This window comes from Mycobacterium sp. NGS67 (assembly GCF_059812185.1).
The window spans coordinates 1-24342 of the sequence record NZ_JCALCF010000003.1; the positions used below are offsets into that span (position 1 = coordinate 1).

Below are 24342 nucleotides of genomic sequence, written 5' to 3' on the forward strand. Positions count from 1 at the left end.
GACCACGTGGCCTACTTTTCACCGTCGCTTCTGGCCTAGTTTTCGACCGTCGTCAACAGCGGGAACCCGACAGCTCGTGACCGCGACTCCCCCGTGGGGCATGCAACGGAAAGACCTCACCACGCACGCAGCGTCTCCATATCGCGCAGCACCTGCATTGCCTCAGCGCGATCGGACTCGTCTTCGGCAAGACTTTGCGCCTCGGCGCGAATCGCCGCGGCGGCTTTCCGTCGTGCCGCCTCGATGAGGGCAGATCGAACGGCCGCGGACACGGCCGTGCCATCTTTGGTCAAGACCTCCAGCGCCTTGGATGTGTCGTCGTCCGGCCGGAAGGAAATCGTGTCAGCCACAGCAACAGCGTACGACGTTTTGTATGACAGTCGGCGCATCGGCAGGAAGCTGCGCGGCAAGCGAATTCGCCACGGCCCCTGCTTGTCAGTCCAGATCGAAGGCGTGCTGAATCGCCGATGTCAGCGATTCCTCTTGATCAGGAAGAAAGAACCCGATCTGGCGGCCCAGGGCCGTAACCGGGATCGTGACAATGTTGTCGACGCTGACGACGGAATCTTTCTCGAGCCCGTTACGCACACCTACTGGAACTTCGGTCGACAGGCCGCGAGCTGTTCCGGTGATCGGTGCCACGGTGACTCTGGTCAGGTGAGGCCGCACGAGTTCCCGAGTGAGGATCAGAACCGGCCGAGCCTTATCGAGTTGGGCGAGGTGAATTGGCCTCAATCGATATCCAACTCGAAGGTAGAGGTATGAGCAGCGAGCGCATCGAAGTCATCGTCGGCCGTGGTCCGGGTGGCCAGAATCGCCGCATCGCGGGCGGCGATAAGCCGGCGTCGCTCACGTTCGAGCGCTTTGAGTACAAACGATGCACGGCTCTCGACGTGCCGCTGGTCCACTTCCCTGTCAATGAAATCGACGACCTCGTCCGGGAGCCGAACGGCGATCTGTTTGCTCATCGCGCTATGGTACCGATGTGGGATGCGAGACGCTACCACTGATTGACGCGTGGACGCTTGCCGGCCGACGTTTTCTCGGATGCGTCGGATATCCGCCCGAGGAGGATCACCGTTGAGGTGTCAGGATCCCCCGGCTCGGAGCTGTTGGTCCCAGCGACGAGTCGGTCAGATCGTCGATGGCGCATCGGAGCGCGTCTGGTCTCACCTGTGGGAGATTCTTGCGGCGACGAATGAGTTCGGCTGAGCCTGCGCTGGATCGCGGCAGCGGGCGGAGCTCCGCCAACACCGCCGCCGGCTTCCGATAACCGCTCCCCGCTCGGCGGCTCAGAGTTCCTTGGACTGCTTGCCAGCCCGGCCGGCGGCTAGCGACCCGGTTGGATTGCGTTGCCGCCGTTGGCTTTCGACGGAACGGCAAACGCGCTTCTGCACCCGCTTGCCGTGCTTTGACAAAACGGACGGTCGGATTGTGGGGCCGACGGGCAGCGTGTCGGCCCCGACGGGCGTCGTGTCGGCCCTCTGATCCGTCTTGACGCCCAGCAAGTAATTGGAGAACTCTCCGACAGTCGCTAGCGCGCTGATGAACTCAGCATCGTCGTAAGGATTGCCGCGCGGTCCGAAATGTGTCGCGAGTCGTCGTACAAGTCGTCGCTCGCGCAGGATCGGAATCAGATGTACCGCGACCACGCAGAAAACCAGCCCGAAGACGGTCGAGACGATTGCCGCGGTCTGCACCCAATTGCGTACGCCCATACCCAAAAGGGGTACCAATGTGACACCCGCCAGGAGGTAGAAGGACCCGTACACCGGCGACCATGCTGTCGCCAGACCGGCCGGGTCGGCTAGCCGCGTGACAGAACCGGCCGGTGCTGACGGACGGAACCGCTTCGAGATGAGATACGCCGCAACGCCTCCGTACAGAGCCGCGCCAACCACCGGAACGATTGCGAGAGAACAAAAGTCGCCGGACACCGGACTGCTGCTGAGGTTGCGTCCCAGCCACGCAACCAGACCCTGAGCCCACGGGCACCGGTGGTAGAGATCCAGGATCGGCTGCCTCAGCCAGACGTAAAACAGCAGTGCCGCCGCCCCACCGGCGACAAAGATCAGCAGTGTGCGCACCAGCACGGCCTTGCGAGCGCGTATCCATGACCGTGACGCGCGAAACAACTTGTTGAGAGTAGCAATTGGCGATCGCGTGTTCGGGGCAAAGTTGGCGACCACCACCACCGATGCCACCAGCAACACCAGACAAATCACTCCGACACTTGCTTCGCCCGGGGCCTTGGCGTTCGTAGGCTGCGTGGCACCGGCTGTCGCGTAGGCGATCAGTGGAATGTACAGGCCGAGTAACGCCGCCCCGTGTACCAACGAGCGCGTCCGCAACGTGGCGAACACCAGAAGTGTGAGAAGCGCCGTGATCCCGACGGTCGGCACCAGCTTGCCCACAAAGCCTGGCAGATCCGTAAGCAGCGACAGCGCAGTCAAAGTCACGCCGAGTGCCAACATCAAGGTGGCCAGAGTTCTGGCGACGGGGCTTCGACTGGACAAACTCGTCAGCGTCCAATACGGCAGAGCGATGAGGCCACGAGCCACCCTGGTCACCGGCGCGGCGAAACCCAATCCGGACCTCTCGGAGCTCAGTGCTGTCACCGCAGTGGCGGCCGCGGTCGCGGTGGTACGAATCATCAGATCGCTCGGCATCTGACCGGCAAGAGCTTCCTGTCCGATGCGCGAGTCGGCAAACAGCGTGAGCAACCGATAACCGTCAGGCGGTCGGCCGCCGTCACCGTCTCGGTGAAGGGAATCAAACTGATTGATGAATTCGGCGGTCTCTGCCCCGGTCGCCCCATCTTCGCGATCGTCGAGAATCGTCGTGGCCAGCCACGGGACATCCTCTGCGGCTGTTGCGATTTGGAAACCGTACGCGGCAAGGCTGGCGAGATTGACCATCGGCTCGTCACTGCCGGCGAGGGCCCGTTTCACGTCCGTGATCGCGTCCGTACGCAATTGCCCGAGCTTGCTTGGCGCCTCGTTGGCAGGTGTGGGTTTCGCGAGGGCGACATAGAGCTCATGGTTCGCAAACGCCCGCTCGGCTATATCGTCGACAATCTGTTCGGTGCTACCGTTTTGCCCGGCGGCCTCGCTGTTGCGGTCATTCAGTCCTCGAATCATCTCGGGCGTCAAGATGATGAGCATCAGTATCTTGGCCGCGTCGAGCCGACCCCAGATCCAGTCGTTGGCGCGCCATGCCCGCTTCAGGAACGCGCCGAACCGGTTCAGGGACATCCCGGCTAGTTTGTCGTCGGAGGTGAAGCGGGGCGCGAAGTGTTGCTGGATCTGCGCACTCAACTGGACGAATTCGATTGGCGCAGTGGGCACCGACGCGTCGTTGACGTCCTGTTCGGCGGTGAGATAGGCCACGATCTCGATTTGGACCATCCGCTTCAGAAGCTCGGCTTCGTCGGTGACGTTGCGCAGCGGATTGTGCGGCTCCAGCAGTGATGCGGTCCTGTTTCGCGGAACCTCCTGCGACGTACCGTCACGGTGAGTGGCACCTGAGTTCGGCGCGGCGAGTGCTGCCTGAAGAGCGGTGACGACCGTGACAAAGGAAAAAGCGATACGGCGCAATGCCTTTATCGTTCGTTCGCCGTCTGAGGTCTCTGCGGTGTTGGTCGCATCGCTGGTAGACAGCATCTTGATGGCGTAGTCGGCCAGGTTTTGGCGAAGGCATCTGCGGATTCTGTTGCTCTCTTGCTCCTCTTCGTGTGGCGGACTGTCGACGGACGCGCGTTGCCTGGCAGCCGCTATCCGGCACTGTCGGGCGGCGGCCGCTTTGGAGCGTCTTTCCCGGTCTTGTTCCTCCCCGATCTGATCGAGCTCGATGCCGACGTTCACCGCTGTCTCCCACGCCTCATAAGCTGCGGTCTTTACGGCGGTGCGGGCTTCCTGGGGGACCGGAATGTCCTTTAGTGAGTTGATCAGCTGGCGCAGCACATCGGTCGCTTGGGTCGCGACGCCGACCGCCAACTGCAGTCCCCACCGCCATTCCTTCGAGTTCGAATCGAAGTCCTCGGGGCTGGGTGGCGTCTTGGGCAGGAATGGCAAGCCAGCCGCGTTGCTGTCATCAGCGTCCTGCAAGACTTCGGCGGCGTACTGCATCAACTTGGCGAAAGGCGTTGCGAAATCTTCGCGTATCTGCTGGGCCATGACGTACGCGGCGCGCCGCATTCGCATGCGACGGAACAGCTGCCAGGACGGGCACCCGTCGTCGGTCTCACCGATGAAGTCGGCCAGCGTGTCGGAGGTGAACTGCACCATCGCGGCTTCTCGGCCGTCGCGCCACCGCAGCGCGAGGTCATTGTGTTGCCGGATCTCCTCGACGTAGGTGCGGGAGCCAACAGATCCGGAGGCGCTCAGGACCTTCGTGAGAGTGCCTGCGAGCGTGGGTGGTTTGCCTGGATCATCACCGATGTTGTCGATGTCGCTGGCGTATTCGGCGTGTGGATGGACGAGGACGAGGACCCGGCGCACCATTGTCTTGGTGACTGTTTGTCGGCGAATCGCCGACAGCGCGGGGCGGGTCGGCGTGTTGGCGAGTACTCCCCCGTCAACGGCAAAACGTGACAGATCTCGTGTGTCGTCCTCTTGCTTTCCGGTGACTGCCCAATCCGCGTAATACCCCATGTCCGGCCGGTTGTCGTCGGTGGTGCCGTCGTATCGCACGGGAACAAAGGTCGGCTCGAAGGCCGCCGGGAAGCCCGCGGAGGCGCGCGCCGCCAGCGCGAGAGCTTCGACGGTTACATCGATTTCGCGCCGCTCGTCGCTGTCGTCCTTGACGTTTCGTCCGTCCCTCTTTGCCGGTCCGTCCGAGAAGGCGTCTGCCGGTGGACCGTCGTCGGGAACACTTCGGTTGCTGCCGCGAAAATAGAAGAGACCCGCATGTTGGGGCTGCACCATGCCGGTTCCCAGATCATCGACCGAGAAGGTTTGGATGGGGGTCAGCAGTGTGGCAGGAATCGTCAAATCCACTGGACGCAAACGTCGTTGGCTTGCGGGAGGTGCGGCGGAGTCCTCAGAGTCCTCGACTATCTTGGGGGCTCGTTGGTAGCCGTCGATCAGTCGTTTGAAGGCCGCGCGGATCTGCGGGTAGAAGAAGTCGTCACCGCGCAAGATGGATGCCGGACCGGCGTGAAAGGGCTCCCTCATCAGGTCCCCGATCTGCCCGTGCTGAATCCACAGCCCTTTCAACACATCCAGATCGCCGTTGACGTTGGCTTGGGCAAGGGCGAGCGCCGCGGCGTTGATCCCGCCGGCTGAGGTGCCTGTGATGACGTCGATGATGGGTAACACATCAGACGGCTCGTCGGTCGGGCCCTTCGACGCGTAACCGAACTTCGACAGCAGTGCGCGATATCCTGCGGCGCCTCGGGTGAATCTGTTGAATTCGTGTGCGACACCACCGATATAGACCGCCAGGCTGACGCCGCCGTTCATCGTGACGGCCAGCCGCAATTCGCGTTGGATTTCCGGATCGGTCTTCTCTATCGGAGATTTCGGCGTCGCTGCCGCCGAGGTTTTCTCGGTCATCGCGCCCTCCTCGCGGTCGATGGGCACGACAGACAGCCCATCACTAGAGTGTGTCACTGGTGAGACGCCCTGCACCGCTGTTTCGTTGTGCTGGGCGAGATTCGCCGACGGCTGCGGGTGGCGATCGCGACGGATCGGCGGCCTTGTCCGCTGCCGCACAACCGGTTTGGTGGTGCCCGGGCACCCAACGTTGATGATCCCGGATTCGAGACTTTGATCAGTTGGTGAGTTCCAGCGCGGCCGCGACGACGGGTTTGGCCCAATCTGGCGTAGAGGTCAAGTCGGGGGGACCGACTATCCGGCGCTCCTTCCAGTGCAGCACCAAGACCGGACGCGGTGGCTGCCCCTTGGCGGGGTCGGCAGTGATCGAGTTGTCGTACACCCGCAACTCGGTCAGCACCGGCAGCAACGTCACAAGATTGATCATGCTGTGCCGGTACCGCCGGCGAATGTCGGCGTCGGAAATGTCATGCCCGCCGGCGCGGACCCGCTGCCCTACCCGTGCGATATGCATATCCGGGCTGGCGAGCCCGACATAGAAGACGTGAATCTCTATGCCGCGCTTGGCGGCTTCGGCCAGCAGTGCCGTTATCGTGTTGCCGCCGAGTGTGGTCTCGAACACGAAGTCGAGACCGTCATCGATCGCCCGTTGCAACAACATTCGGCCCTGTTCCCACGCCGCGGCATTAGCCTCGGTCTGGCTCAGTCCGGCATTGGCCGCCATGATCTCCCGTGCGGCTTCGTCGGGGTTGTAGTACTCACCGCCGTTGTCGCGGATGGTCGCGCCGACGATGCTGCTCTTGCCGGCGCCGTTGACGCCCGCTACTACGCTGATGCGTGCTGGGGCCATGAGCGGTGCCGGGTCACCGCCGTCGGGCGGCTTTCACCGCAGCAGCCCCGAGCTCCTCGGGTGTGGCGTCGAACGCCGCAGCAACCCCGGCTTTGGCTTCGGAGGTCTGCATCGCTGACAACAATTCGTCGAACCGCGCACTGAGGCCATCGAGGACGGGGGTCGCCGAAGCGGTCAACGCCTCGAATTCGGCGAACGACACCAACACCGCCCGCGGGGTGTCGTGCTTGGTGATCACCACTGCCCCACGGGTGGCGGCCTCTTCAAAGACGGCGCCGAAGGCATTTCGGAGGTGACTGGCAGTCACCGTGGGTACATCGACCAGCTTGCCGTCGCGGTTACGGAAGGCGACCGTAGACATGGCGCTCACTCCCCTCGGTTACGTCCATTCTAACTGTTTTGTCTAATTTGTGCGATTAGTCCAATCTACTGCGGCTTCCCAGCTTGCGCCACCGGGCGGACTCGCGGCGAGCGAGGCCTCGAGGTGGCTGTAGCGTGGCGGCCGTGAAATTCTCCCGGGTATGTTCCTCCGTCGCGCTCGCATCCGCCGTCTTCGCCGGCGCCACCCTTGCCGGATCAGGCGTAGCGTCCGCCGCCGGCACCTGCCCCACCGCGGCACCACCGGCCGGCGCGGCAACCGACTGGACGCTTTCGGGGACTACCGGCAGCATCGCGGTCGTCGGTCCGACGGATGCGGCCGCGCCGCGGGTGACGGTGACGGCGCCGTTCAGCGTGTCCCAAACCCAGGTCCACACCTTGCAGGCCGGGGACGGGCCGGTGGTACCGGCTACGGCGCGGGTCTCCGTCTGCTACCAGGGCGTCAACGGACGCGACGGCTCGGTGTTCGACAGCAGCTACGAGCGCGGTGCCCCGGCCAGCTTCTCGCTCCTCGGGGTCATCCCCGGCTTCCAGAAGGCCATCAGCGGACAGAAAGTCGGGTCCACAGTGGCCGTCGCCGCGACGCCCGCCGACGGTTATCCCGAAGGTCAGCCCAGCGCAGGAATCCGGCCGGGCGACTCGCTCATCTTCGTGCTCAAGATCCTCGCCGCCGCGGGCTGAGCCGGGTTAGACGGGTGGTTTCGCCGTCACGGGTCAACGTATAACGACCTGTCTTTTCTGGTCCGATGAAAGCTCCTGGATGGTGAATACCCCGAACCCGCCCTCGTCGTCATGGATCTGCACGGTGGTGGTGTGCTGTGTGCCGTGCCCTGTCACCTGTGCGCGATGCGGGGCTGCGATGTGATCGAGGGAATCGAACCCTAGACGTGAAGAACCGTCAGACCGGCAGCACCTTCGAGCGCGTCGAAATCATCGTCCTGGGTCACTACCGCTAACCCGCGCGAAGCGGCGATGGCCGCGATCCACAGATCGTTGACGCGGACCCGCCGGCCCGTTTCGGCCAAATGAATGCGAAGCCGCGCCCGCATCCGCGCTGCGCTGTCATCTACGGGCAAAGCGACCAGGTCAGCGACCGCATCCAACGTTTGCAGCCGTTGCGCTCGGACATCGGACGAGTCCGCCGCAAGCACGCCGAGATTGAGTTCGGCCAGAGTGACCACGGTTGTCGCCACCTCGTCGGGGATTTGTGACACATCCAGTCGGCGACCGCTCTCCTTCGCGATGAATACGGATGTGTCGAGCACGCCTGCGGATGTCATTGTAGGGGCCCGAGGTCATCGGTCGTGTCGCCGGCAAGTTCGGAGAGCTGTTGGCGCAGTGCAGGATCCGCTTGTGCGTATTCAAGACGCTGGAGCAGTTCGGCCCGGCTCAACCACCGGCGCCGAGTCGGCCGCACCGCGGTCAGCATCGCGACGGCTTTTCCGTTGACGGTCACAGTGATGTCTTCGCCGCCCTGAACCCGCCGCAACAAACCTGCGGTGTCGTTGCGGAGTTCACGGGATGCCACTTCTGACATGCTACGAACGTAGCACATCTGTAGAAAGTAGCCTTGCGGCTATCCCGGTAGCTGGATCACCCGCACGTCCCGACGGCGTAGTCGAAGTCGTCGCCGAGATAAGCCGCCGCAACCCTATTCTTGGCTCGTGTCCTGGCACGTGGACCCTCCACCCACAACGCGACGCTGGCATGCGATCGGTGTGGCGGGATATCTGTGCATGCTCGGTATCTACGCTGTGGCGGCAGCGCACGTCGAGGCTGCCAAGGGAGAAACCCGACTGCACTGGCTGCTGGCCGGAGCCGCGGTGTTGGGCGTATGCGGCGCGGTGGTCGGCTGGCTTCGCGGCTGGGAACGGCGGCGCGACCTGCTGCTGGCGTGGCCGGTGGGAGGACTCGTCGTCACCGTGCTGGCCGGGTGGATCGATCCGCACGCCACCCGGGACTTCCCCGGCACCATCACGATCGCGTTCGCCTACATCGGGCTGACCCGCCCCCGCTGGCAGTCGCTGACCCTGGTGCCGCTGGGAGTCGCGGCGTTCCTGGTGGGCGGCGCCAGGGACTTCCCCGGCGCGCTACCGGCCGCGGTGCCGCCCGCGATCATGTGGGTCCTGGTCGCCGAAGTCCCGGCCTGGCTCATCGACCGGTTGGAGCGGCAGAGTGCGCTGCTGCGCAAGATCGCGCAGACCGACGCCCTCACCCAACTGCTCGACCGCAGCACGCTGGGACCACGGTTGTCGATGCACGCCGCCGAATCGGCGGTCGTGCTGCTCGACCTCGACAACTTCAAGCGCTACAACGACCGCCACGGCCATGAGGCCGGCGACGAACTGCTGGTCGCCTTCGCCGATGCGTTGCGCTGGTCAGTCCGCAAGGAGGACATCATCTTTCGGATCGGCGGCGACGAATTCCTACTGATGCTCGTCGGCGCCGACCGCGCCCAGGCCGAACAAGTCGTCGAACGGCTGCGCCGCCGCTGGTCCGAGGTCGAGGGCCAGGTCGGTTTCAGCGCCGGGATCGCCACCGGCGAGCAAGACCTGTTGCGTCTGGCGGACGAGCACATGTATGCGGCCAAGCGCTCCCGCGGTCTGCCCGCCGACTGATCGACGACGGTTAGGCTGGCGAAGGATCGCATCGTCCCGGCGGAACGGAGTACGCGGATGTCGTCATTTGGTTCAGCACGCACCGACGGGGACAGCTGGGACCTCGCCTCCAGCGTCGGGGCTACCGCGACGATGGTGGCGGCGGCGCGGGCACTGGCCTCCACCCCTCCGGAACCGCTGCTCGACGACCGCTTCGCCGAGCCGCTGGTGCGCGCGGTCGGGCATCCCTTCTTCATTCGCATGCTGGACGGGGAGATTCCGCTCGACGACGCCGACATGCCGATGACCTATCAGCAGCGCCGCGAGCAGATGACCGTCCGGACGAGGTTCTTCGACGACTTCTTCGCCGCAGCGACGACCGCCGGCATCCGTCAGGCGGTGATTCTGGCCGCCGGGCTCGACGCCAGGGCCTACCGACTGCCGTGGCCGGCCGGCACGGTGGTCTTCGAAGTGGATCAGCCCGACGTCATCACCTTCAAGGACGTGACCCTCGCCCGGCTGGGCGCCGAACCGGCGACCGAACGCCGTCCCGTCGGGATCGACCTCCGGGAGGACTGGCCAAAGGCGCTGCGCGACAACCACTTCGACATTGCCCGGCCCACCGCCTGGATCGCCGAGGGGCTACTCCCCTACCTGCCGCCCGAAGCTCAGGACCGGCTGCTGGACAACATCACCGCGCTGAGCGCCCCCGGTAGCCGGTTAGCGACCGAGAACATCAAAGACATGAGCGTGTTCACCGACGAACGTGCCCGCGCGATGCGCAGCAGCTGGCGCAAGCACGGACTCGACATCGACGTCGCCGAGCTGGTGTGGCTGGGACCCCGGCGTCAAGCCGCTGAACATCTGGCGTCCACCGGCTGGACAGTCACCCGGCATTCCACCGAGCAGGTCTACGCCGACTACGGCTTCGTGGTGCCGGACAATGAGATCCTGACTGAATTTCGCCAGGCGGTCGGTTACCTCAGCGCCGAATTAAGTTGACGGGAAGTGGGCATCCAGTCCACAACCGCAACGAGGAGGAATGAGTACATGACCGACGTCCCGTCAATCACCCTCAACGACGGGAACCTGATCCCGCAACTGGGTCTCGGGGTCTTTCAGATCGAGCCCGACGAAACGGCCGCCGCCGTTCGTTCCGCGCTGGAGTTGGGCTACCGCCACATCGACACCGCGCAGATGTACGGCAACGAAAAGGAAGTGGGACAAGGGATTCGAGACGCGGGTATGGACCGCAGCCAGGTCTTCGTCACCAGCAAACTCAACAACGGATTCCACCGGCCCGACGACGCGCGGCGCGCCTTCGATGAGACGTTGACGGCACTGGGGTTCGACTACATCGACCTCTTCCTCATCCACTGGCCGCTGCCGACGCTCTACGACGGCGACTTTCTCGCCACCTGGACCACGCTCGAGGAGTTCGCCCGAGACGGGCGCGCCCGCAGCATCGGCGTCTCGAACTTCCAGCCAGACCACTTGGATCAGCTGTCGGCCTCAGCGATCGTGCCCGCGGTCAACCAGATCGAAGTACACCCCTACTTCACCAACGACCAGGTGCGCGCGTACAACTTGCAGCACGAGATCGCGACCGAGGCGTGGTCGCCGATCGCCCAGGGCAAGGTCCTCGACGACCCGGCGGTGGTCGGGGTCGCCGAATCGCTGGGCAAGACACCTGCGCAGGTGGTGCTGCGCTGGCACATCCAGCGCGGCGACATCGTGTTCCCGAAGTCGGTGAATCCCGAACGGATGAAGGCCAATTACGAGATCTTCGACTTCGAGCTGTCCGGGGACGACATGACGGTGATCAGCGGACTGGACCGCGGTGAGGATGGCCGCACCGGAGCCCATCCCGACGAGTTCGACTACATCCCCGACTGATCGGACCCACGGGACCTCACGCCTGTGGACCCACTGAAGGTGGCCAGTGCGTGCCCGGCGATGCGTCACCGGGTTCGGCGTGCTCCCCGCGCGACAGCGGCACCCACTGCTCACTCGGCGCCGGCTGGTTCGACGACGGAAAGTCACGCAGCTTGCCCGACGGCTTGGCGTCCCAACGGGCGAACGTCAGCGGTGTCTGCAGCCAGGCGTGTAGCAGGTTGTACACCGCTTCCAAGGAGTCCATGTGGGTGCGTTCCCAGCCGTGGCTGCCGTCGAGTCCGAAGCCGACCAGCGCGGCCCGGGTACCCGCGCCCGCCTCGATCGCCGCGGCGGCGTCGGACCGGTAGTAGCGGAACACATCCCGCGCGAAAGGTATCTCGCATCGCTCGGCGAGCCGGCACAGCTTGCGCGTCAGGTGATAGTCGAACGGGCCGTGCATGTCGGCCATCGGGATGGTCACCCCGTCCTCGCGGGAGTGCTGGCCGGGCGCGCACACTGCGTTGTCCACGGAGATGAGCTCGGCGACGTCGGCGGGCAACCCGTGGCTGGCGCCGTGCCCGACTTCCTCGGTGATGGTGACCATGATCGTGGTCCGGTGCGGCAGCACCAGCTTGTTCTCGGCGAAGTTCTTGGCCAGCGCGAGCGCCACCGCCACGCCCGCTTTGCCGTCCAGGTGCCGGGACACGATGAAGCCGTCGGCGGTGAGCTCTGGGCTGGCGATCAACGCGACGAAGTCGCCGACGTTCAGGCCGAGACGGACCAGGTCTTCCCGCGAGGACACCTTGCGGTCGATGCGGACCTCGACGTGCTCCCAGTCGGTGGGCTGGGTGTCGATCTCGTCGCCGAACGCGTGCCCACTCGCCTTCAGCGGCATCACCGTGCCGGTGATGAACTCGTCGGGATCGTCGATGAAGATACGCACCCGGGCGCCGGCGGCGAACCGTGCCGAGAAGGTGCCTACCGGGACCAGCTCGAGGCGGCCGTTGTCCTTGAGGTTGCGCACCATGCACCCGATGGTGTCGGCGTGCACCACCAACGCCCGGTCGGTGGTCTTGGACTTTCCTGCGAGTTCGGCGGTCAACGCCCCGCGGCGGGTCAGCGAGAAGGGCACGCCGAACTCGTCGAGGATGTCACCGATCAGCTGCATCACCGCGTCGGTACGTCCCGACGGGCTCGGTGTCTGCACAAGCGCCAGCAGCGTATCGATCATCCAGGCGCGATCGGCTTCCGACATGGCCGCTTCTTGGCCCACGCCGCCTCCCTTCCAGGTTGTTCGGACTCGTGTTCAACCTAGCGGGTGGCCTCGGGATGCTGTTCGGTGAGGAACTCGACGACGATCGCCGCCATCTCGTCGATCGCGTTGCGCGCGATGACTTCGAAACCGTGCGTGCTCAACGTGGGCAGGCACAGCAGGCCCGCGCGCGGCGTCAGGCCGTTGGCCTTGGCGTGGGAGGCGTCGGATTCGAAGGCGCCGAGGGCCGCGGCCTGGGGCTCGAGTCCCTGCTCGGCGGCGATCTTCATCAGCCGGTCGGCGACGTCCTTGTCGTAGACGCACAATGCATCGTTGTAGCCGACGATCGGGCCGCCCGCGACGCTGGTCCCGTACTCCTGCTCGGTGGGGCCGACTTCCAAGGCGAGGGCGAGCGTGCCGGGCAGCGAGGCACTGGCGTAGGAGCCGCCCACGCCGCCGATTTCTTCGTTGGTGGTGAAGACCAGGTAGACGTCCTCGGCCGGCCGCCGCCCGGCAGCATGAAGGAGCCGCGCCGCGCGCAGCAACGCGGTGATCGCGGCGCGATCGTCGAGGAAATAGCAGCCGATGTAGTCGCCGAGTTCGACCAGCGTCCGCTTGGTCCGGTCCACGCAGATGCGGGTCCCCGGGTGCACCCCGGCCTCCTCGAGCTCCTGCTGGCTGCGTCCGGTGAAGACGTAGACGTGTTGCCAGTCCAGTGCCCGATCACCCTGGTCGGGTTTGGTCTCCCAGATGCGCTGGCTTTCCTTGGTGGTGTGCTCGGAGCCGAGGGTGAGCACCGCGGTGAACGTCTCCCGGTCGCCGAGCACGGCAACCGGTCCGAGACCGAAATTGCCCGGATACATCGTCCCCAACTGCGTCAGATGCAGCGTGCCGTCCGATTCGACGCGCTTGACCAGCATGGACAGTTCGTCCATGTGCGCCATGACTTTCGTCCCGGATCCCGGTCCGGTCGCCGGGTTCCAGCGGTGACGGCCCTGGGCCAGGGCGTCGCCGTCGGGATCATCCCCGGCGGCGATGTAACCGATCAGATTGCCGGCGGCGTCGGTCCACATGTCGTCGACGAACGGGCGCAGTTCGCGGGCACAGACCGTCCGCACTTCGTCTTCCTGACCGCATGGCCCGTAGGTCCACAACAGTTCCTGCAGGAGGTCGTCGGTCGAGTCGCTGTCGGGGTGCACGGGCCTAGTCCCCCTGCGCGGATTTCTTCTCGCGCCATTCCCGCTCGAATGGCAGCCGCCACGCATTCGGCGCGATCAACTGGTGGATGGCGTTGGGGCCCCACGTACCCGGCTGGTACATCTTGACCGGCGGCGGGTCGTCCAGGAGATCCTGGGAACGCTCCCACAACGACTCGATGCCCTCGGCGGTGTTGAACAGCGTGTGGTCGCCACGCATCGCGTCGAGGATCAACCTCTCGTACGCTTCGAGCACGTCGGCGACGGCGTCGATCTCCTGGGTGGAGAATTGCATCGACATCTTGTCGAGCTTCATTCCCGGGCCCGGCCGCTTCCCGTAGAAGGACAGCGAGACCTTCGAGTTGTCGGCGAGGTCGAAGGTCAGGTGGTCCGGGCCCTGGGTGCCTACGCCCGATCCGGGCGGGAACATGGTCCGCGGTGCCTCTTTGAACGCGACCGAGATGACGCGGATGCCTTCGGCCATTTTCTTGCCGGTCCGCAGATAGATCGGCACGCCGGCCCAACGCCAGTTGTCGATGCCTACCTTCAGCGCGATGAACGTCTCGGTGTCGGAATCCTTGGCCACTCCGTCCTCTTTGCGGTAGCCGGCGTATTGACCGCGCACCACATGGGACGTATTGACCGGCAGCATCGAGCGGAACACCTTGTTCTTCTCTTCGCTGATGGCGCGTGGCTCGAGCGCCGTCGGCGGCTCCATCACCACGAACGCCATTACCTGGAACAGGTGAGTGACGACCATGTCTTTGTAGGCGCCGGTTTGCTCGTAGAAATTGGCCCGCTGGTCGAGTCCGAGTTCTTCGGGGATATCGATTTGGATGTGGTCGATGAAGTTGCGGTTCCAGATCGGTTCGAACAGCCCGTTCGCGAACCGGAACGCCAGGATGTTCTGCGCGGCTTCCTTGCCCAGGAAGTGGTCGATACGGAAAATCTGCGATTCCTCGAACGTTTCGTGCAGGAAGTCGTTGAGGGAGACCGCGCTGGCCAGGTCGGTTCCGAACGGTTTCTCCATCACCACCCGCGAGCGCTCGACCAGATCGGCGTCGCGCAGCATCGTTATCACGGGGCGGGCGGCCTTGGGCGGCACGGACAGGTAGTGCAGCCGTCGGGTGTTCGGTCCGAGTTCCTTTTCGGCTTTCGCGACGGCGGCTGCCAACGCCTCCGGTCCGGCGTCTTGCGGGACGTAGGTGAGGATCTTGGAGAAGTCCTCCCACTGCTCGTCGGTCAGCTTGTGGGTGCCGTAGTTGTCGATTGCTTCCTTGGCGAGTTCCCGGAACTCGTCGTCGGTGAGGTCTTCCAGTGACGTCGCGATGATGTGGATGTCGGGCGCGAGCTCGGACTGATCCAGGTAGGCCAGGCCGGACAGCAATTTGCGCTTCGCCAGATCCCCGGTCGCACCGAACAGGACGATGACATGGGGCTCGAGCGGGTCGGAGTCGTTGCGGCGCGGGCGGGACCCCGGCGCCGGATAGGAGATCGTCTGCGGTTTCTTGGTGGCCACTCTGGCGATACTTCCATCGCTGCGCCGTGTACGCACCCATCCCCGCCGGATCAATCTCATCGAGATTTCGGCGGTGTGGATCCAGCGGCTGCGGGGAACGAACGAGTATGGCCCACACCGAAACCGACCCCGAGATGGGCTCCGAGCGCACCGAGGAGAAGAACCGGGCACCCGACCCCGACGACCCCAGCAAGCCGGAATCTCCGCACGACCTCACCCAGGCGTCGTGGTTGTACGTGCTGCGAAAGACGGCGCACGAATTCGTCGACGACCAATGCACCGACCTGGCCGCGGCGCTGACGTACTACGCGGTGCTCTCGCTGTTTCCGGCACTGCTGGTGATGGTTTCGCTACTCGGCGTGTTCGGGCAGGGCCGCAGTACCACCAACGCGCTGCTCGATGCGGCCGCCGGTCTCGTGCCGGCCTCCGCGGTCGACATGCTGCGCGAGCCGGTCCAGCAGATCGTGGACAACCCGTCGGCCGGCTTCGCGCTGATCGTCAGCACACTGGCGGCGTTGTGGACGGCCTCGGGTTACGTCGGGGCGTTCGGGCGGGCGATGAACCGCATCTACGAGGTGGCCGAGGGACGGCCAATCTGGAAGCTGCGCCCGCTGCAGGCCGGGCTCACCCTGGCCGGCGTCGCGCTGGTCGCCGCGGTGGCGTTGATGCTGGTGGTCAGCGGACCGGTCACCGACGCTGTCGGCGACGCGATCGGCTTGGGTGAGGCGGCGCAGACCGCCTGGACGGTCGCCAAGTGGCCGCTGATCCTGGTGTGCGTCTCGCTGGCGGTGGCGATCCTGTACTACGTCAGTCCCAACGTGCGGCAGCCGAAGTTTCGCTGGCTGAGCATCGGGGCGGCGGTCGCGATCGTGGCGTGGGCGATCGCCTCGGTCGGCTTCGGGTTCTACGTCACCAATTTCGGCAGCTACAACAAGACCTACGGGGCGCTGGGCGGTGTCATCGTGTTCCTGCTGTGGCTGTACATCACCAACGTCGCGCTGTTGTTCGGCGCCGAGCTCGACGCCGAACTCGAGCGGGGACGAGAGCTGCAAGCCGGCATCCCGGCCGAGCGGGAACTGCAGTTGCCCCCCAAAGACACCCGCGTCGTGGAGAAGAACGAAGCCACCGAAAAGAAGGACATCAAGCGCGGCCGCTGGTTGCGCCGCACCCGGGGCCGACGCGAGTAGCGGCATCGGCAGCGGCGTCAGAGCCGATCACGCACGCTGTCGATCGCCCGCAGGATGCGCTGTTCGCTGACCGGCCGCGGGGTGCCGAGCTGCTGAGCCCACAGACTCACCCGCAATTCCTCGATCTGGCGGGCGATGTCACCGACGTCGGCTCCCCGGGCCCGGGCCGATGCCAGTTCCTGCAGCAGATCCTGGTAGGCCCTCTGCACGGCGTGCACCCGTTGCATCCGTTCCCGATCGGCCTGGATGGCGTGCGGCAACCTGTCCAGGCGGCGCCCGATCGCGGTCAGGTAGCGCTTCAGATCGTCTAGGTGTTCGACCCCGGTGGCCGTGACGAACCCCGGTGCCAGCAGCCGATCGAGCTGTGTTCGCACATCGGAGATCGCCTCGGCCTGAGCCGACGGCGGATGTGCGGGCAACAACAGCTCGACCTCCCGCGCGGCAGCCAACACCTGCTCCACCCGCCGCACGACGTCCAGGGTCGCGGCGGGCAGGGTCTGCGCCAGCCGGTCGCGCAGCGCCGCGAATTCGTCGTGCGTCCAGACCGGCTGCTTGCACAGCGTGTCCGTCGCGGCGTCGGCGCAGTCGTCGAGCAACGCGCGCAACGAACCGTCGGGATTGCTGCCCAGCGCCAACCTGGTCCGCGGATCCAGTTGCCGCTCAACGGTTTTGGCTGGCGACGGCGCGCTGAGTCGCAACAGCCGACGCAGGCCGGCGGCCATCGCGCAATGCTGCTCGCCGGCCGTCGCGAAAACCCGCAGATCGACGGCGGTGCCGGCGTCGACGAAGGCGGGATAGCCACGTACGGTCCGACCGTCGACCGTGCGCTCGACCACCCGGGGCAGTTCGTCCAGGTCGTCGGGCCAGGTGCGTAGCCCGGTCCGTTCCAGGTCGCCGGCCACGGCGTGGGCGACGGCTTGCCGCGCGGGCGCCGCCAACTCGTCCTGCAACGCCGGCAGATCCTTGCCGCGGGCCACCTCGGTGCCGTCGGCGGCCTCGACGGCGAACGTCACCCGCAGGTGCGCGGGCAGCGCATCCAGGTCGAAGGCGTCGACCGGCACCAAAACCCCGGTGCGGCGGCGCAATTCGCGCTGCAGCGCGACCAGCAGTGGCTCGCCGACGGGGTCGATGTCGGCGAGCACCGCACGCGCCGTGTCGGGCGCCGGAACAAAGTTGCGCCGCAGATCTTTTGGCAGTGAGCGGATCAGGGCGGTGACGAGTTCCTCACGCAACGCCGGTACCTGCCAGGCGAACTCGTCGCCGCCCAGGCGCGCCAATACGTCGATGGGCACGTGCACCGTGACGCCGTCGTCGGCGGCGCCGGGCTCGAACCGGTACGTCAAGGGCAAGATGGCATCGCCGGTGCGCCAGGTGTCCGGCCGGTCGACGTCGTCGTTGCTGCGCAGCAGTTCGTCGCGGGTGAAGGTGAGCAGGTCCGGGGTGCGGTGGCGCTGCTTCTTCCACCACCCGTCGAAGTGCCGGGTCGAGACGACGTCGGCGGGGATGCGGGCGTCATACAGGGCGTAGACCTCCTCGTCGCCGACCAGCAGGTCGCGGCGCCGGGCGCGTGCCTCCAACTCCTCGAGTTCGGCCCGCAGCCGGGCATTGTCGGCGAAGAAGCGGTGGCGGGTGTGCCAGTCGCCCTCGACCAGTGCGTGCCGGATGAACAGCTCCCGGGCCACCGCCGGCTCGACCCGGGCGTATCCGACACGGCGGCGCGCGGCCAGCGGCAGGCCGTACAGCGTCACCCGCTCGTAGGCCAGCACCTCCCCGCGCGTGGCGTCCCAGTGCGGCTCGCTGTAGGTGCGCTGCACCAATTCCCCCGCGACCCGTTCCACGATCTCGGGCTGGATGCGCGCGGCGGTCCGCCCGTAGAGGCGACTGGTCTCGACCAGCTCGGCCACCACCACCCAGCGCGGTGGTCGCCTGCTGAGCACCGAGCCGGGCGCCAGGACGAACCGCGCATTGCGCGCGCCCAGGTACTCGCGCCCGTCCTCCCGGCGCATCCCCACATGCGACAGCAACCCGGACAGCAGCGCCGCATGGATCCGGCCGGGGTCGGCGGGCTCGTCGGATTCGGTGATACCCAGGTCACGGGCGATGCTGCGCAGCTGCCCGACGAGATCCTGCCATTCCCGGATCCGCAGGTAATGCAGGAACTCGTCCCGGCACATCCGTCGGAACCCATTGCCGGACAAAGACTTTCGTTGCTCGCCGAGATAGCTCCACAGGTTGAGGTAGGCCAGGAAGTCCGAATGCTCGTCGGCGAACCGGGCGTGTTTCTGGCGGGCGGCCTCCTCGCGGTCGGCGGGTCGTTCCCGCGGATCGGGAATGGTCAGCGCCGCGGCCAGCACCAGCACCTCCCGCACGCACCCCTCGGTGTCGGCCTGCAGAATCATCCGGCCCAGCCGCGGGTCGACGGGCAGCCGCGCCAGCCGCCGGCCCAGGTCGGTGATCGCGCCCTGCTGATCGAAGGCACCCAGCTCCTGCAGCAGCTGCACGCCGTCGCGGACGCTGCGCCGATCCGGTGGGTCGAGAAACGGGAAGTTCTCGACATCGCCGAGCTGCAGGGCCGCCATCTGTAGCAGCACCGCGGCGAGGTTGGTGCGCAGTATCTCCGGTTCGGTGTAGCGGGGCCGGGTCTCGAAATCCGGCTCGGAGTAGAGGCGGATGCACACGCCGGGCGCCACCCGACCGCACCGGCCGGCGCGTTGCGCCGCGGAGGCCTGCGAGATCGGCTCGATCGGCAACCGCTGCACTTTCAGCCGGCGGCTGTAGCGCGAGATGCGGGCGTTGCCCGGGTCGACGACGTAGCGGATCCCGGGCACGGTCAGCGAGGTTTCGGCGACGTTGGTGGCCAGCACGACCCGACGGCCGGTGTGCGGCGCGAACACCTTCTGTTGTTCGGCGGTCGGCAGCCGGGCATACAGCGGCAGCACCTCGGTGTGCCGAAGCTCTCGCAAAGCCTCTGCGGTGTCACGGATTTCACGTTCGCCGGACAGGAACACCAGGATGTCACCGGCTGGTTCGGCGGCCAGTTCGTGCACGGCGTCGACGATGGCCTCGACCTCGTCCCGGGTCTCGGTGCGCACGATCTCCTGGTCGGGGTCGTCCGGATCATCCTCGGCGCCAACGGAAATGGGAACTTCCAGCGGGCGGTACCGAACCTCGACCGGGTAGCTGCGCCCGGACACCTCGATGATCGGCGCGCCACCGAAGTGCGCTGCGAAGCGTTGCGGTTCGATGGTGGCCGACGTGACGATCACCTTCAAATCGGGTCGGCGCGGCAGCAGTTCACGGAGGTATCCGAGCAGGAAGTCGACGTTGAGGCTGCGTTCGTGGGCCTCGTCGAGGATGAGGGTGTCGTAGCGCAGCAGGCGACGGTCGCGCTGGATCTCGGCGAGCAGGATGCCGTCGGTCATCAGCTTGACCAGGGTGCGGTCGCTGACCTGGTCGGTGAACCGCACGCTGTAGCCGACGGTGTCGCCGAGCGGGCTGTGCAGTTCGTCGGCGATGCGCTGCGCGACGGTGCGGGCGGCCAGCCGCCGGGGCTGGGTGTGCCCGATGGTTCCGCGGACGCCGCGGCCGAGGTCGAGACAGATCTTGGGCAGCTGGGTGGTCTTGCCCGAGCCGGTCTCCCCGGCCACCACGACCACTTGGTGTTGACGGATCGCCTCGGCGATCTCCTGCCGTCGGTCGGCGATCGGCAGGTCGGGATAGGTGATGACCGGGACCGCAGCCCGCCGGGCCGCGACCAGGGCTTCGGCGGCGGCGACCTGGTCGGCGAGGCGGTGCAGCGTCTCGGGCTTGGCGCCGCGCAGGTTGCGCAGCCGCCGGCGCAGCCGTGTCGCGTCGCGGATCGTCAGCTCGTCGAGGCGGCTGCGTAGCTCCGCGGGGGTCGGGTCGGCCACTCCGCAGAGGATAGGCCGTCAGGCTCGCCTATCCGGCCGGCTGCACGGGCCGGCACACGTTGGCGCCCGGGTCCCACCATTCGCCGTCCGCGCACGCGAGCGGCTGCGGTCCCACCCCGAGCGGCCGGCACACGTTGGCCGTCGGATCCCACCACTCGCCGGCCGCGCACGCCAGCGGCTGCGGTCCCACCCCGAGCGGCCGGCAGACCTTGCCGGTGGGATCCCACCATTCACCGTTGGCACACTGGGCCGAGCTGACCGCGGGCGATACGAATGTCACGATCGCCCAGGGCGCTACCACCATGGCGGCGACGGCGACCAGACGGCTGCAGAGTGTCCACATTGCACACCTCTATTCGCGCTGTTCAGGTGACCAGATGCCGGATTCGTTCCCGATGCGGCCAGATCCCAAACCCGCAGGCCGCCGACGAACGCGCTACGGCCGGTATGCCAGGATCTGGATATGACTGCACGCAGCCTCGCACGGATCTTCGGTGTCTTCGTCATGGCGACATGGGCGGTGCTCAGCGTGCCCAGCGCCGCTCCGACCGCCGCCGCCGACCCGTGCGCCGACGTCTCGGTCGTCTACGCCAGGGGCACCCACCAGGAACCCGGCCTCGGCAACGTGGGCCAGGCCTTCGTCGACTCACTCACCTCGCAGATCGCCGGGCGTTCCGTCGAGGTCTACCCGGTCAACTACCCGGCCAGCGACGACTACCACGGCAGCGCCCCGGCCGGCGCCGACGACGCCAGCGCCCACGTCCAGGGCACCGTGGACAGCTGCCCGAACACCAAGATCGTGCTGGGTGGCTACTCGCAGGGCGCGACCGTGATCAATCTGGCCACCAATCAGCTGCCGCCCGCGGCGGCCAACCGGGTGGCCGCGGTCGCCTACTTCGGCGAACCGTCCAGTGGATTCTCCAGCGCGTTGTGGGGTGGCCCGCTGCCGACGATCAACCCCGCCTACAGCGGCAAGCTGATCAGCTTGTGCGCCACCGATGACCCGATCTGCACCGGAGGCGGAAACATCATCGCGCACGTCTCCTACATCGAGAACGGCATGACGAACCAGGCCGCGACCTTCGCCGCGAACCGGATTAAGTAGCGCCCGGCCACGACCTCACTGGGCCAGCAGACGCCGCTTCTGCTCGGTGAACTCCTGCTCGGTGAGGATTCCCGCGTCGCGCAGCGACGCCAGCTCCCGCAATTCGGCGGCGATGCTGGTGATCGGCCCGCCGGCCGGTGTCGGCGGCGCAGCGACGGGCTCCTTGCCGGCCGTCGCCGCCTCCGCATCGGGTTTTGCCGGCCGCTTGGCCACGCCGCCCAGTTGCTCGCGGGCGCGTGTCCCGGCGCCGCCGCCCGAACCGGTGGTGCCGGCCACCGCGCGTCCGGCCAGGCCCGCAAGTGCCATCTGGCTGAACAGGTTTCCGGCGCTGCCCGCCACGCCTTCGGCGGCGGCAGCGGCGGCCGGCACTGCCAAGGTAGTCATGCGGATGGCCGGCGCCGCCGTCGTCCAGCCCGCAGGTACCGACAACCCCCCGACCGTGGCGGCTTCGCCCAGGCCGGCCGACACGGTGGACCCCGCCGCCGGCGGCAGCGGCACGGGACCCGAGTAGGCCGGTAGCCTGGCCCAGCCGCTGACGATGTCGTCGGTGTGCAGACCGACGTAATACCCGTCGATGTCGTAGGGCAGAGCCGCGCCGGCGAGGATTCCGTCGAGCGTCACTCCCGCGGTACCGATCTCCGGATCGAGGAAGATGCCGCTGAAGTCGCCCAACAGATCCAGGATCTGCAGCGGCGACAGGCCGGACGCCAGTGGATCGGTGACGGCGGCCGGGCCAGCCAATCCGGTCAGCGCGTTCGGGACCGCGGACAACGTTTGCTGCGCCGAAGAAACGGCCGAGGAAACGGCGCTTTGCGCATCACCGGCGGCGGTGCCGTTGGCCTGCGCGACCGCACCGGCCTGCGCCGACAGCCCACCCGGATTGGTGCTCGACTCGGGCTCTTGGAACGGCGTCAGCGTGGTGGCGGTGGCAGAGGCGAGTGCGTACGCGAGCATGGTCCCGGTGTCTTGCGCCCACATCTCGGCGTACTGAGCCTTGGTCGAGGCGATCGCCGGCAGATTCTGCCCGAAGAAGTTCGTCGCAATCAGCGTCGCCAACAGGCTGCGGTTGGCCGCGACGACCGGCGGCGGCACCGTCGCGGCGAAGGCGGTTTCGTAGGCGACAGCGGCAGCGGCGGCCTGGTCGGCCGTCTGCTCGGCCTGCTGCGCGGTGACCTGCAGCCACGCGACATAGGGGGCGGCCGCACTCGACATCGACGCCGACGCCGGCCCTACCCAGGGTCCGGAGGTCAGCGTCGTGATCACCGATTCGTACGCACTCGCCGTCGAGTACAGGTTGGCGGCCAATTCCTCCCACGCCGTGGCGGCGCTGAGCATCGACCCCGAGCCGGGTCCGGCATACATCAGCGTCGAAATGATTTCCGGCGGCACCAACGCGAAGTCCATAACGTTCCCTCCCGGTCGGGTGCAATCGGCTGCAACACCCCGAACGCCGACGCACCGGCCCGAGATCACTTCGTCGTGGCGAGCCAGGCCCAGTGATATTGCCTGTCGTTCGCACAGCCGCTACCAATAAAGCACATATATGCGCAGTGCGTGGAATCCGCTCACGTCCCCACCGACGTGGGCATCGTCACAGGTCGGAGGCTATTACCGCTCGAACTCGAGGTAGTGCCGGATCTCCTCGACTGCCGCGTCCAGGTTCCGCGACACCAGGCCGCGCCCGACCCATTCGCTGAGCCGCGCGATCCCGAGGCCGGTGGTGGTGAACGTCAGAGTCAGCGTGAGACGGCTGCGGTCGCCGTCGGGTTCGGCCAGCGCCGCGAACGAGTGCCGGGTGCCCTGCACCGAACGCCACTTCAGCAGGCTGCCGGTCGGGGTCGCGATGAGCACGCGTCCGCCGAGTTGAATGGTGCCGCTGTCCAAATAGACGTCCCACAGCTCGCCGTCGTCGCGGGCGTGGATGAACCGGCAGCGGCTGAAGACCGACACCGCGTCGAACAGGCAGTGCGGGTCGGTGACGAAGCCGGCGGTGTCCGCGAACGGGCAGTTGATGTGGCGTGTCACGCTGACTGTCTGCGTCATCTCACCGAACCAGCGGGACGACGGTTTTGCTGGCCAATTTGGACAACCCGACCTGCATGACGCTGGTGACGTAGGCCGACGCCTGGTCCCAGTCGGGTTCGTCACCGAACCGGGCCCGCACGTCGATGGGCTCGAGTACCTGCATCCGGATCTTGGCCGGCAGCGGGAAGTGCGGCAGCGGCAGCGGTGACAGACCCCAGGGGATGCTCAACGTCATCGGCATGCTCTTCACCCGGGCGAGTTTGTCCAGCCGCAGCAGTTGCGCGGTGCGCCGGCCGTCGTTCAGCACGATCAACGTGTCATGGCCGCCGGTGGCCACGACCGGAACGATCTTGACGTTGCTTTGATGCGCCAGGCGCAGGAACCCCTTGCGGCCGGAGAAGACGATCTTGTTCCGGTCGCGCCACGGCCGCAGCGCCTCGACGTCGCCGCCCGGATAGACCAGCGCCGAGCCGCCGCATTCGAAGACGCGCTCGGCGAAGGAGTGCGCGGCCGGAACGACGCCGAGTTTGCGGGTCACCCTGCCGATACCGGGCGCGGCGGTGACGGTGTCGTGCGCCAGCGCGTACAGCGGACGGCCTTCGACGGTGAAGTAGGTGTTGTAGGCGAGCAGGAAGATGAACGTGTCCGGCGTGGCGCCCCCGCCGCTGTGATTGCACACGAACAGCACCGGCTCGTCGGGCACGTTCTCGAAACCGCACACCTCGGCTCGGAACCAGACAGTCGATGCCAGCCACAACGGGGGCAGCACGGCACGGATGAACTCCGGGTCGCGGTGACGGAGTTCCTTCGGGAGACGAGGCCGCATCATCTCGATGAGATTAAACCGATCCCGCGCGATCCAATCGCATTGGGGCGTTCGTCGGTCCGTCCA

Annotated in this window: 22 protein-coding genes; 6 read left to right on the forward strand and 16 right to left on the reverse strand. The window is 66.5% G+C overall.

Features of this window, described 5'->3' with window-relative positions; all coding sequences use genetic code 11:
* Positions 1 to 116: 116 nt before the first annotated feature.
* The 6 genes from AC5Y4D_RS02925 to AC5Y4D_RS02950 form a co-directional block, all read right to left on the reverse strand.
* Positions 117 to 350, reverse strand: a complete 234-nt coding sequence (locus tag AC5Y4D_RS02925; RefSeq protein WP_500036299.1) for a hypothetical protein — start codon at positions 348 to 350, stop codon at positions 117 to 119.
* An 85-nt stretch (positions 351 to 435) separates the two neighbouring features.
* Positions 436 to 735, reverse strand: coding sequence for a type II toxin-antitoxin system PemK/MazF family toxin (locus tag AC5Y4D_RS02930; RefSeq protein WP_500036300.1), 300 nt, complete (start codon positions 733 to 735; stop codon positions 436 to 438).
* Complete coding sequence (locus tag AC5Y4D_RS02935; RefSeq protein ID WP_500036301.1) at positions 732 to 968, reverse strand: YlcI/YnfO family protein; 237 nt, start codon at positions 966 to 968, stop codon at positions 732 to 734. Before AC5Y4D_RS02935 ends, AC5Y4D_RS02930 begins: the two co-directional genes overlap by 4 nt.
* A gap of 324 nt (positions 969 to 1292) precedes the next feature.
* On the reverse strand, positions 1293 to 5555 hold the full coding sequence (locus tag AC5Y4D_RS02940) for a patatin-like protein (RefSeq protein ID WP_500036302.1): 4263 nt from the start codon (positions 5553 to 5555) through the stop codon (positions 1293 to 1295).
* Between the two features lie 217 nt (positions 5556 to 5772).
* Positions 5773 to 6405, reverse strand: coding sequence for an ATPase (locus AC5Y4D_RS02945; protein WP_500036303.1), 633 nt, complete (start codon positions 6403 to 6405; stop codon positions 5773 to 5775).
* Between the two features lie 13 nt (positions 6406 to 6418).
* Positions 6419 to 6766: a type II toxin-antitoxin system Phd/YefM family antitoxin gene (locus AC5Y4D_RS02950; RefSeq protein ID WP_500036304.1), complete on the reverse strand. Its 348-nt coding sequence runs from the start codon at positions 6764 to 6766 to the stop codon at positions 6419 to 6421.
* Positions 6767 to 6900: 134 nt separating this feature from the next.
* Between AC5Y4D_RS02950 and AC5Y4D_RS02955 the strand changes: the two genes are divergently transcribed.
* Positions 6901 to 7464, forward strand: a complete 564-nt coding sequence (locus tag AC5Y4D_RS02955; protein WP_500036305.1) for an FKBP-type peptidyl-prolyl cis-trans isomerase — start codon at positions 6901 to 6903, stop codon at positions 7462 to 7464.
* 200 nt (positions 7465 to 7664) lie between these two features.
* On the opposite strand, the gene AC5Y4D_RS02960 is transcribed toward AC5Y4D_RS02955, so the two are convergent.
* Positions 7665 to 8063, reverse strand: coding sequence for a type II toxin-antitoxin system VapC family toxin (locus AC5Y4D_RS02960; protein WP_500036306.1), 399 nt, complete (start codon positions 8061 to 8063; stop codon positions 7665 to 7667).
* Positions 8060 to 8320, reverse strand: coding sequence for a type II toxin-antitoxin system Phd/YefM family antitoxin (locus AC5Y4D_RS02965; protein ID WP_500036307.1), 261 nt, complete (start codon positions 8318 to 8320; stop codon positions 8060 to 8062). Before AC5Y4D_RS02965 ends, AC5Y4D_RS02960 begins: the two co-directional genes overlap by 4 nt.
* Before the next feature lie 127 nt (positions 8321 to 8447).
* Here AC5Y4D_RS02965 and AC5Y4D_RS02970 point away from each other — a divergent pair, with 127 nt between their 5' ends.
* From AC5Y4D_RS02970 to AC5Y4D_RS02980, 3 genes are read left to right on the forward strand one after another with little or no spacing between them, the layout of a single operon-like run.
* Positions 8448 to 9401, forward strand: a complete 954-nt coding sequence (locus AC5Y4D_RS02970) for a GGDEF domain-containing protein (protein ID WP_500036308.1) — start codon at positions 8448 to 8450, stop codon at positions 9399 to 9401.
* A 57-nt stretch (positions 9402 to 9458) separates the two neighbouring features.
* The gene (locus AC5Y4D_RS02975; protein ID WP_500036309.1) at positions 9459 to 10382 is read left to right on the forward strand and encodes a class I SAM-dependent methyltransferase; all 924 of its coding nucleotides are present in this window, start codon (positions 9459 to 9461) and stop codon (positions 10380 to 10382) included.
* 48 nt (positions 10383 to 10430) lie between these two features.
* Positions 10431 to 11276 (forward strand): aldo/keto reductase, encoded by an 846-nt coding sequence (locus tag AC5Y4D_RS02980; RefSeq protein WP_500036310.1) that lies wholly within the window; start codon positions 10431 to 10433, stop codon positions 11274 to 11276.
* A 16-nt stretch (positions 11277 to 11292) separates the two neighbouring features.
* Here the strand turns inward: AC5Y4D_RS02980 and AC5Y4D_RS02985 are convergent, their stop codons facing one another.
* The 3 genes from AC5Y4D_RS02985 to zwf are packed head-to-tail and all read right to left on the reverse strand — an operon-like array spanning position 11293 to position 15222.
* Entirely contained in the window at positions 11293 to 12528 is a 1236-nt protein-coding gene (locus AC5Y4D_RS02985) for an osmoprotectant NAGGN system M42 family peptidase (protein ID WP_500036311.1), read from the reverse strand.
* A gap of 38 nt (positions 12529 to 12566) precedes the next feature.
* Complete coding sequence (locus AC5Y4D_RS02990; protein ID WP_500036312.1) at positions 12567 to 13706, reverse strand: M42 family metallopeptidase; 1140 nt, start codon at positions 13704 to 13706, stop codon at positions 12567 to 12569.
* A 4-nt stretch (positions 13707 to 13710) separates the two neighbouring features.
* Positions 13711 to 15222, reverse strand: a complete 1512-nt coding sequence (zwf, locus tag AC5Y4D_RS02995; protein WP_500036313.1) for a glucose-6-phosphate dehydrogenase — start codon at positions 15220 to 15222, stop codon at positions 13711 to 13713.
* Between the two features lie 107 nt (positions 15223 to 15329).
* On the opposite strand from zwf, the gene AC5Y4D_RS03000 reads away from it, so the two are divergent.
* A complete protein-coding gene (locus tag AC5Y4D_RS03000) occupies positions 15330 to 16409 on the forward strand; it encodes a YihY/virulence factor BrkB family protein (RefSeq protein ID WP_500036314.1) in 1080 nt (359 codons plus the stop codon).
* A gap of 17 nt (positions 16410 to 16426) precedes the next feature.
* Here the strand turns inward: AC5Y4D_RS03000 and hrpA are convergent, their stop codons facing one another.
* Both hrpA and AC5Y4D_RS03010 read right to left on the reverse strand, forming a co-directional pair.
* On the reverse strand, positions 16427 to 20320 hold the full coding sequence (hrpA, locus tag AC5Y4D_RS03005) for an ATP-dependent RNA helicase HrpA (RefSeq protein WP_500036315.1): 3894 nt from the start codon (positions 20318 to 20320) through the stop codon (positions 16427 to 16429).
* Positions 20321 to 20348: 28 nt separating this feature from the next.
* On the reverse strand, positions 20349 to 20663 hold the full coding sequence (locus AC5Y4D_RS03010) for a hypothetical protein (protein WP_500036316.1): 315 nt from the start codon (positions 20661 to 20663) through the stop codon (positions 20349 to 20351).
* Between the two features lie 120 nt (positions 20664 to 20783).
* Between AC5Y4D_RS03010 and AC5Y4D_RS03015 the strand changes: the two genes are divergently transcribed.
* Entirely contained in the window at positions 20784 to 21425 is a 642-nt protein-coding gene (locus AC5Y4D_RS03015) for a cutinase family protein (RefSeq protein WP_500036317.1), read from the forward strand.
* 15 nt (positions 21426 to 21440) lie between these two features.
* Here the strand turns inward: AC5Y4D_RS03015 and AC5Y4D_RS03020 are convergent, their stop codons facing one another.
* From AC5Y4D_RS03020 to AC5Y4D_RS03030, 3 genes are all read right to left on the reverse strand, one after another.
* Positions 21441 to 22829: a PPE family protein, SVP subgroup gene (locus tag AC5Y4D_RS03020; protein WP_500036318.1), complete on the reverse strand. Its 1389-nt coding sequence runs from the start codon at positions 22827 to 22829 to the stop codon at positions 21441 to 21443.
* A 204-nt stretch (positions 22830 to 23033) separates the two neighbouring features.
* Complete coding sequence (locus AC5Y4D_RS03025) at positions 23034 to 23450, reverse strand: hypothetical protein (RefSeq protein ID WP_500036319.1); 417 nt, start codon at positions 23448 to 23450, stop codon at positions 23034 to 23036.
* A gap of 19 nt (positions 23451 to 23469) precedes the next feature.
* Positions 23470 to 24276: a 1-acyl-sn-glycerol-3-phosphate acyltransferase gene (locus AC5Y4D_RS03030; protein ID WP_500036320.1), complete on the reverse strand. Its 807-nt coding sequence runs from the start codon at positions 24274 to 24276 to the stop codon at positions 23470 to 23472.
* Positions 24277 to 24342: the final 66 nt, after the last annotated feature.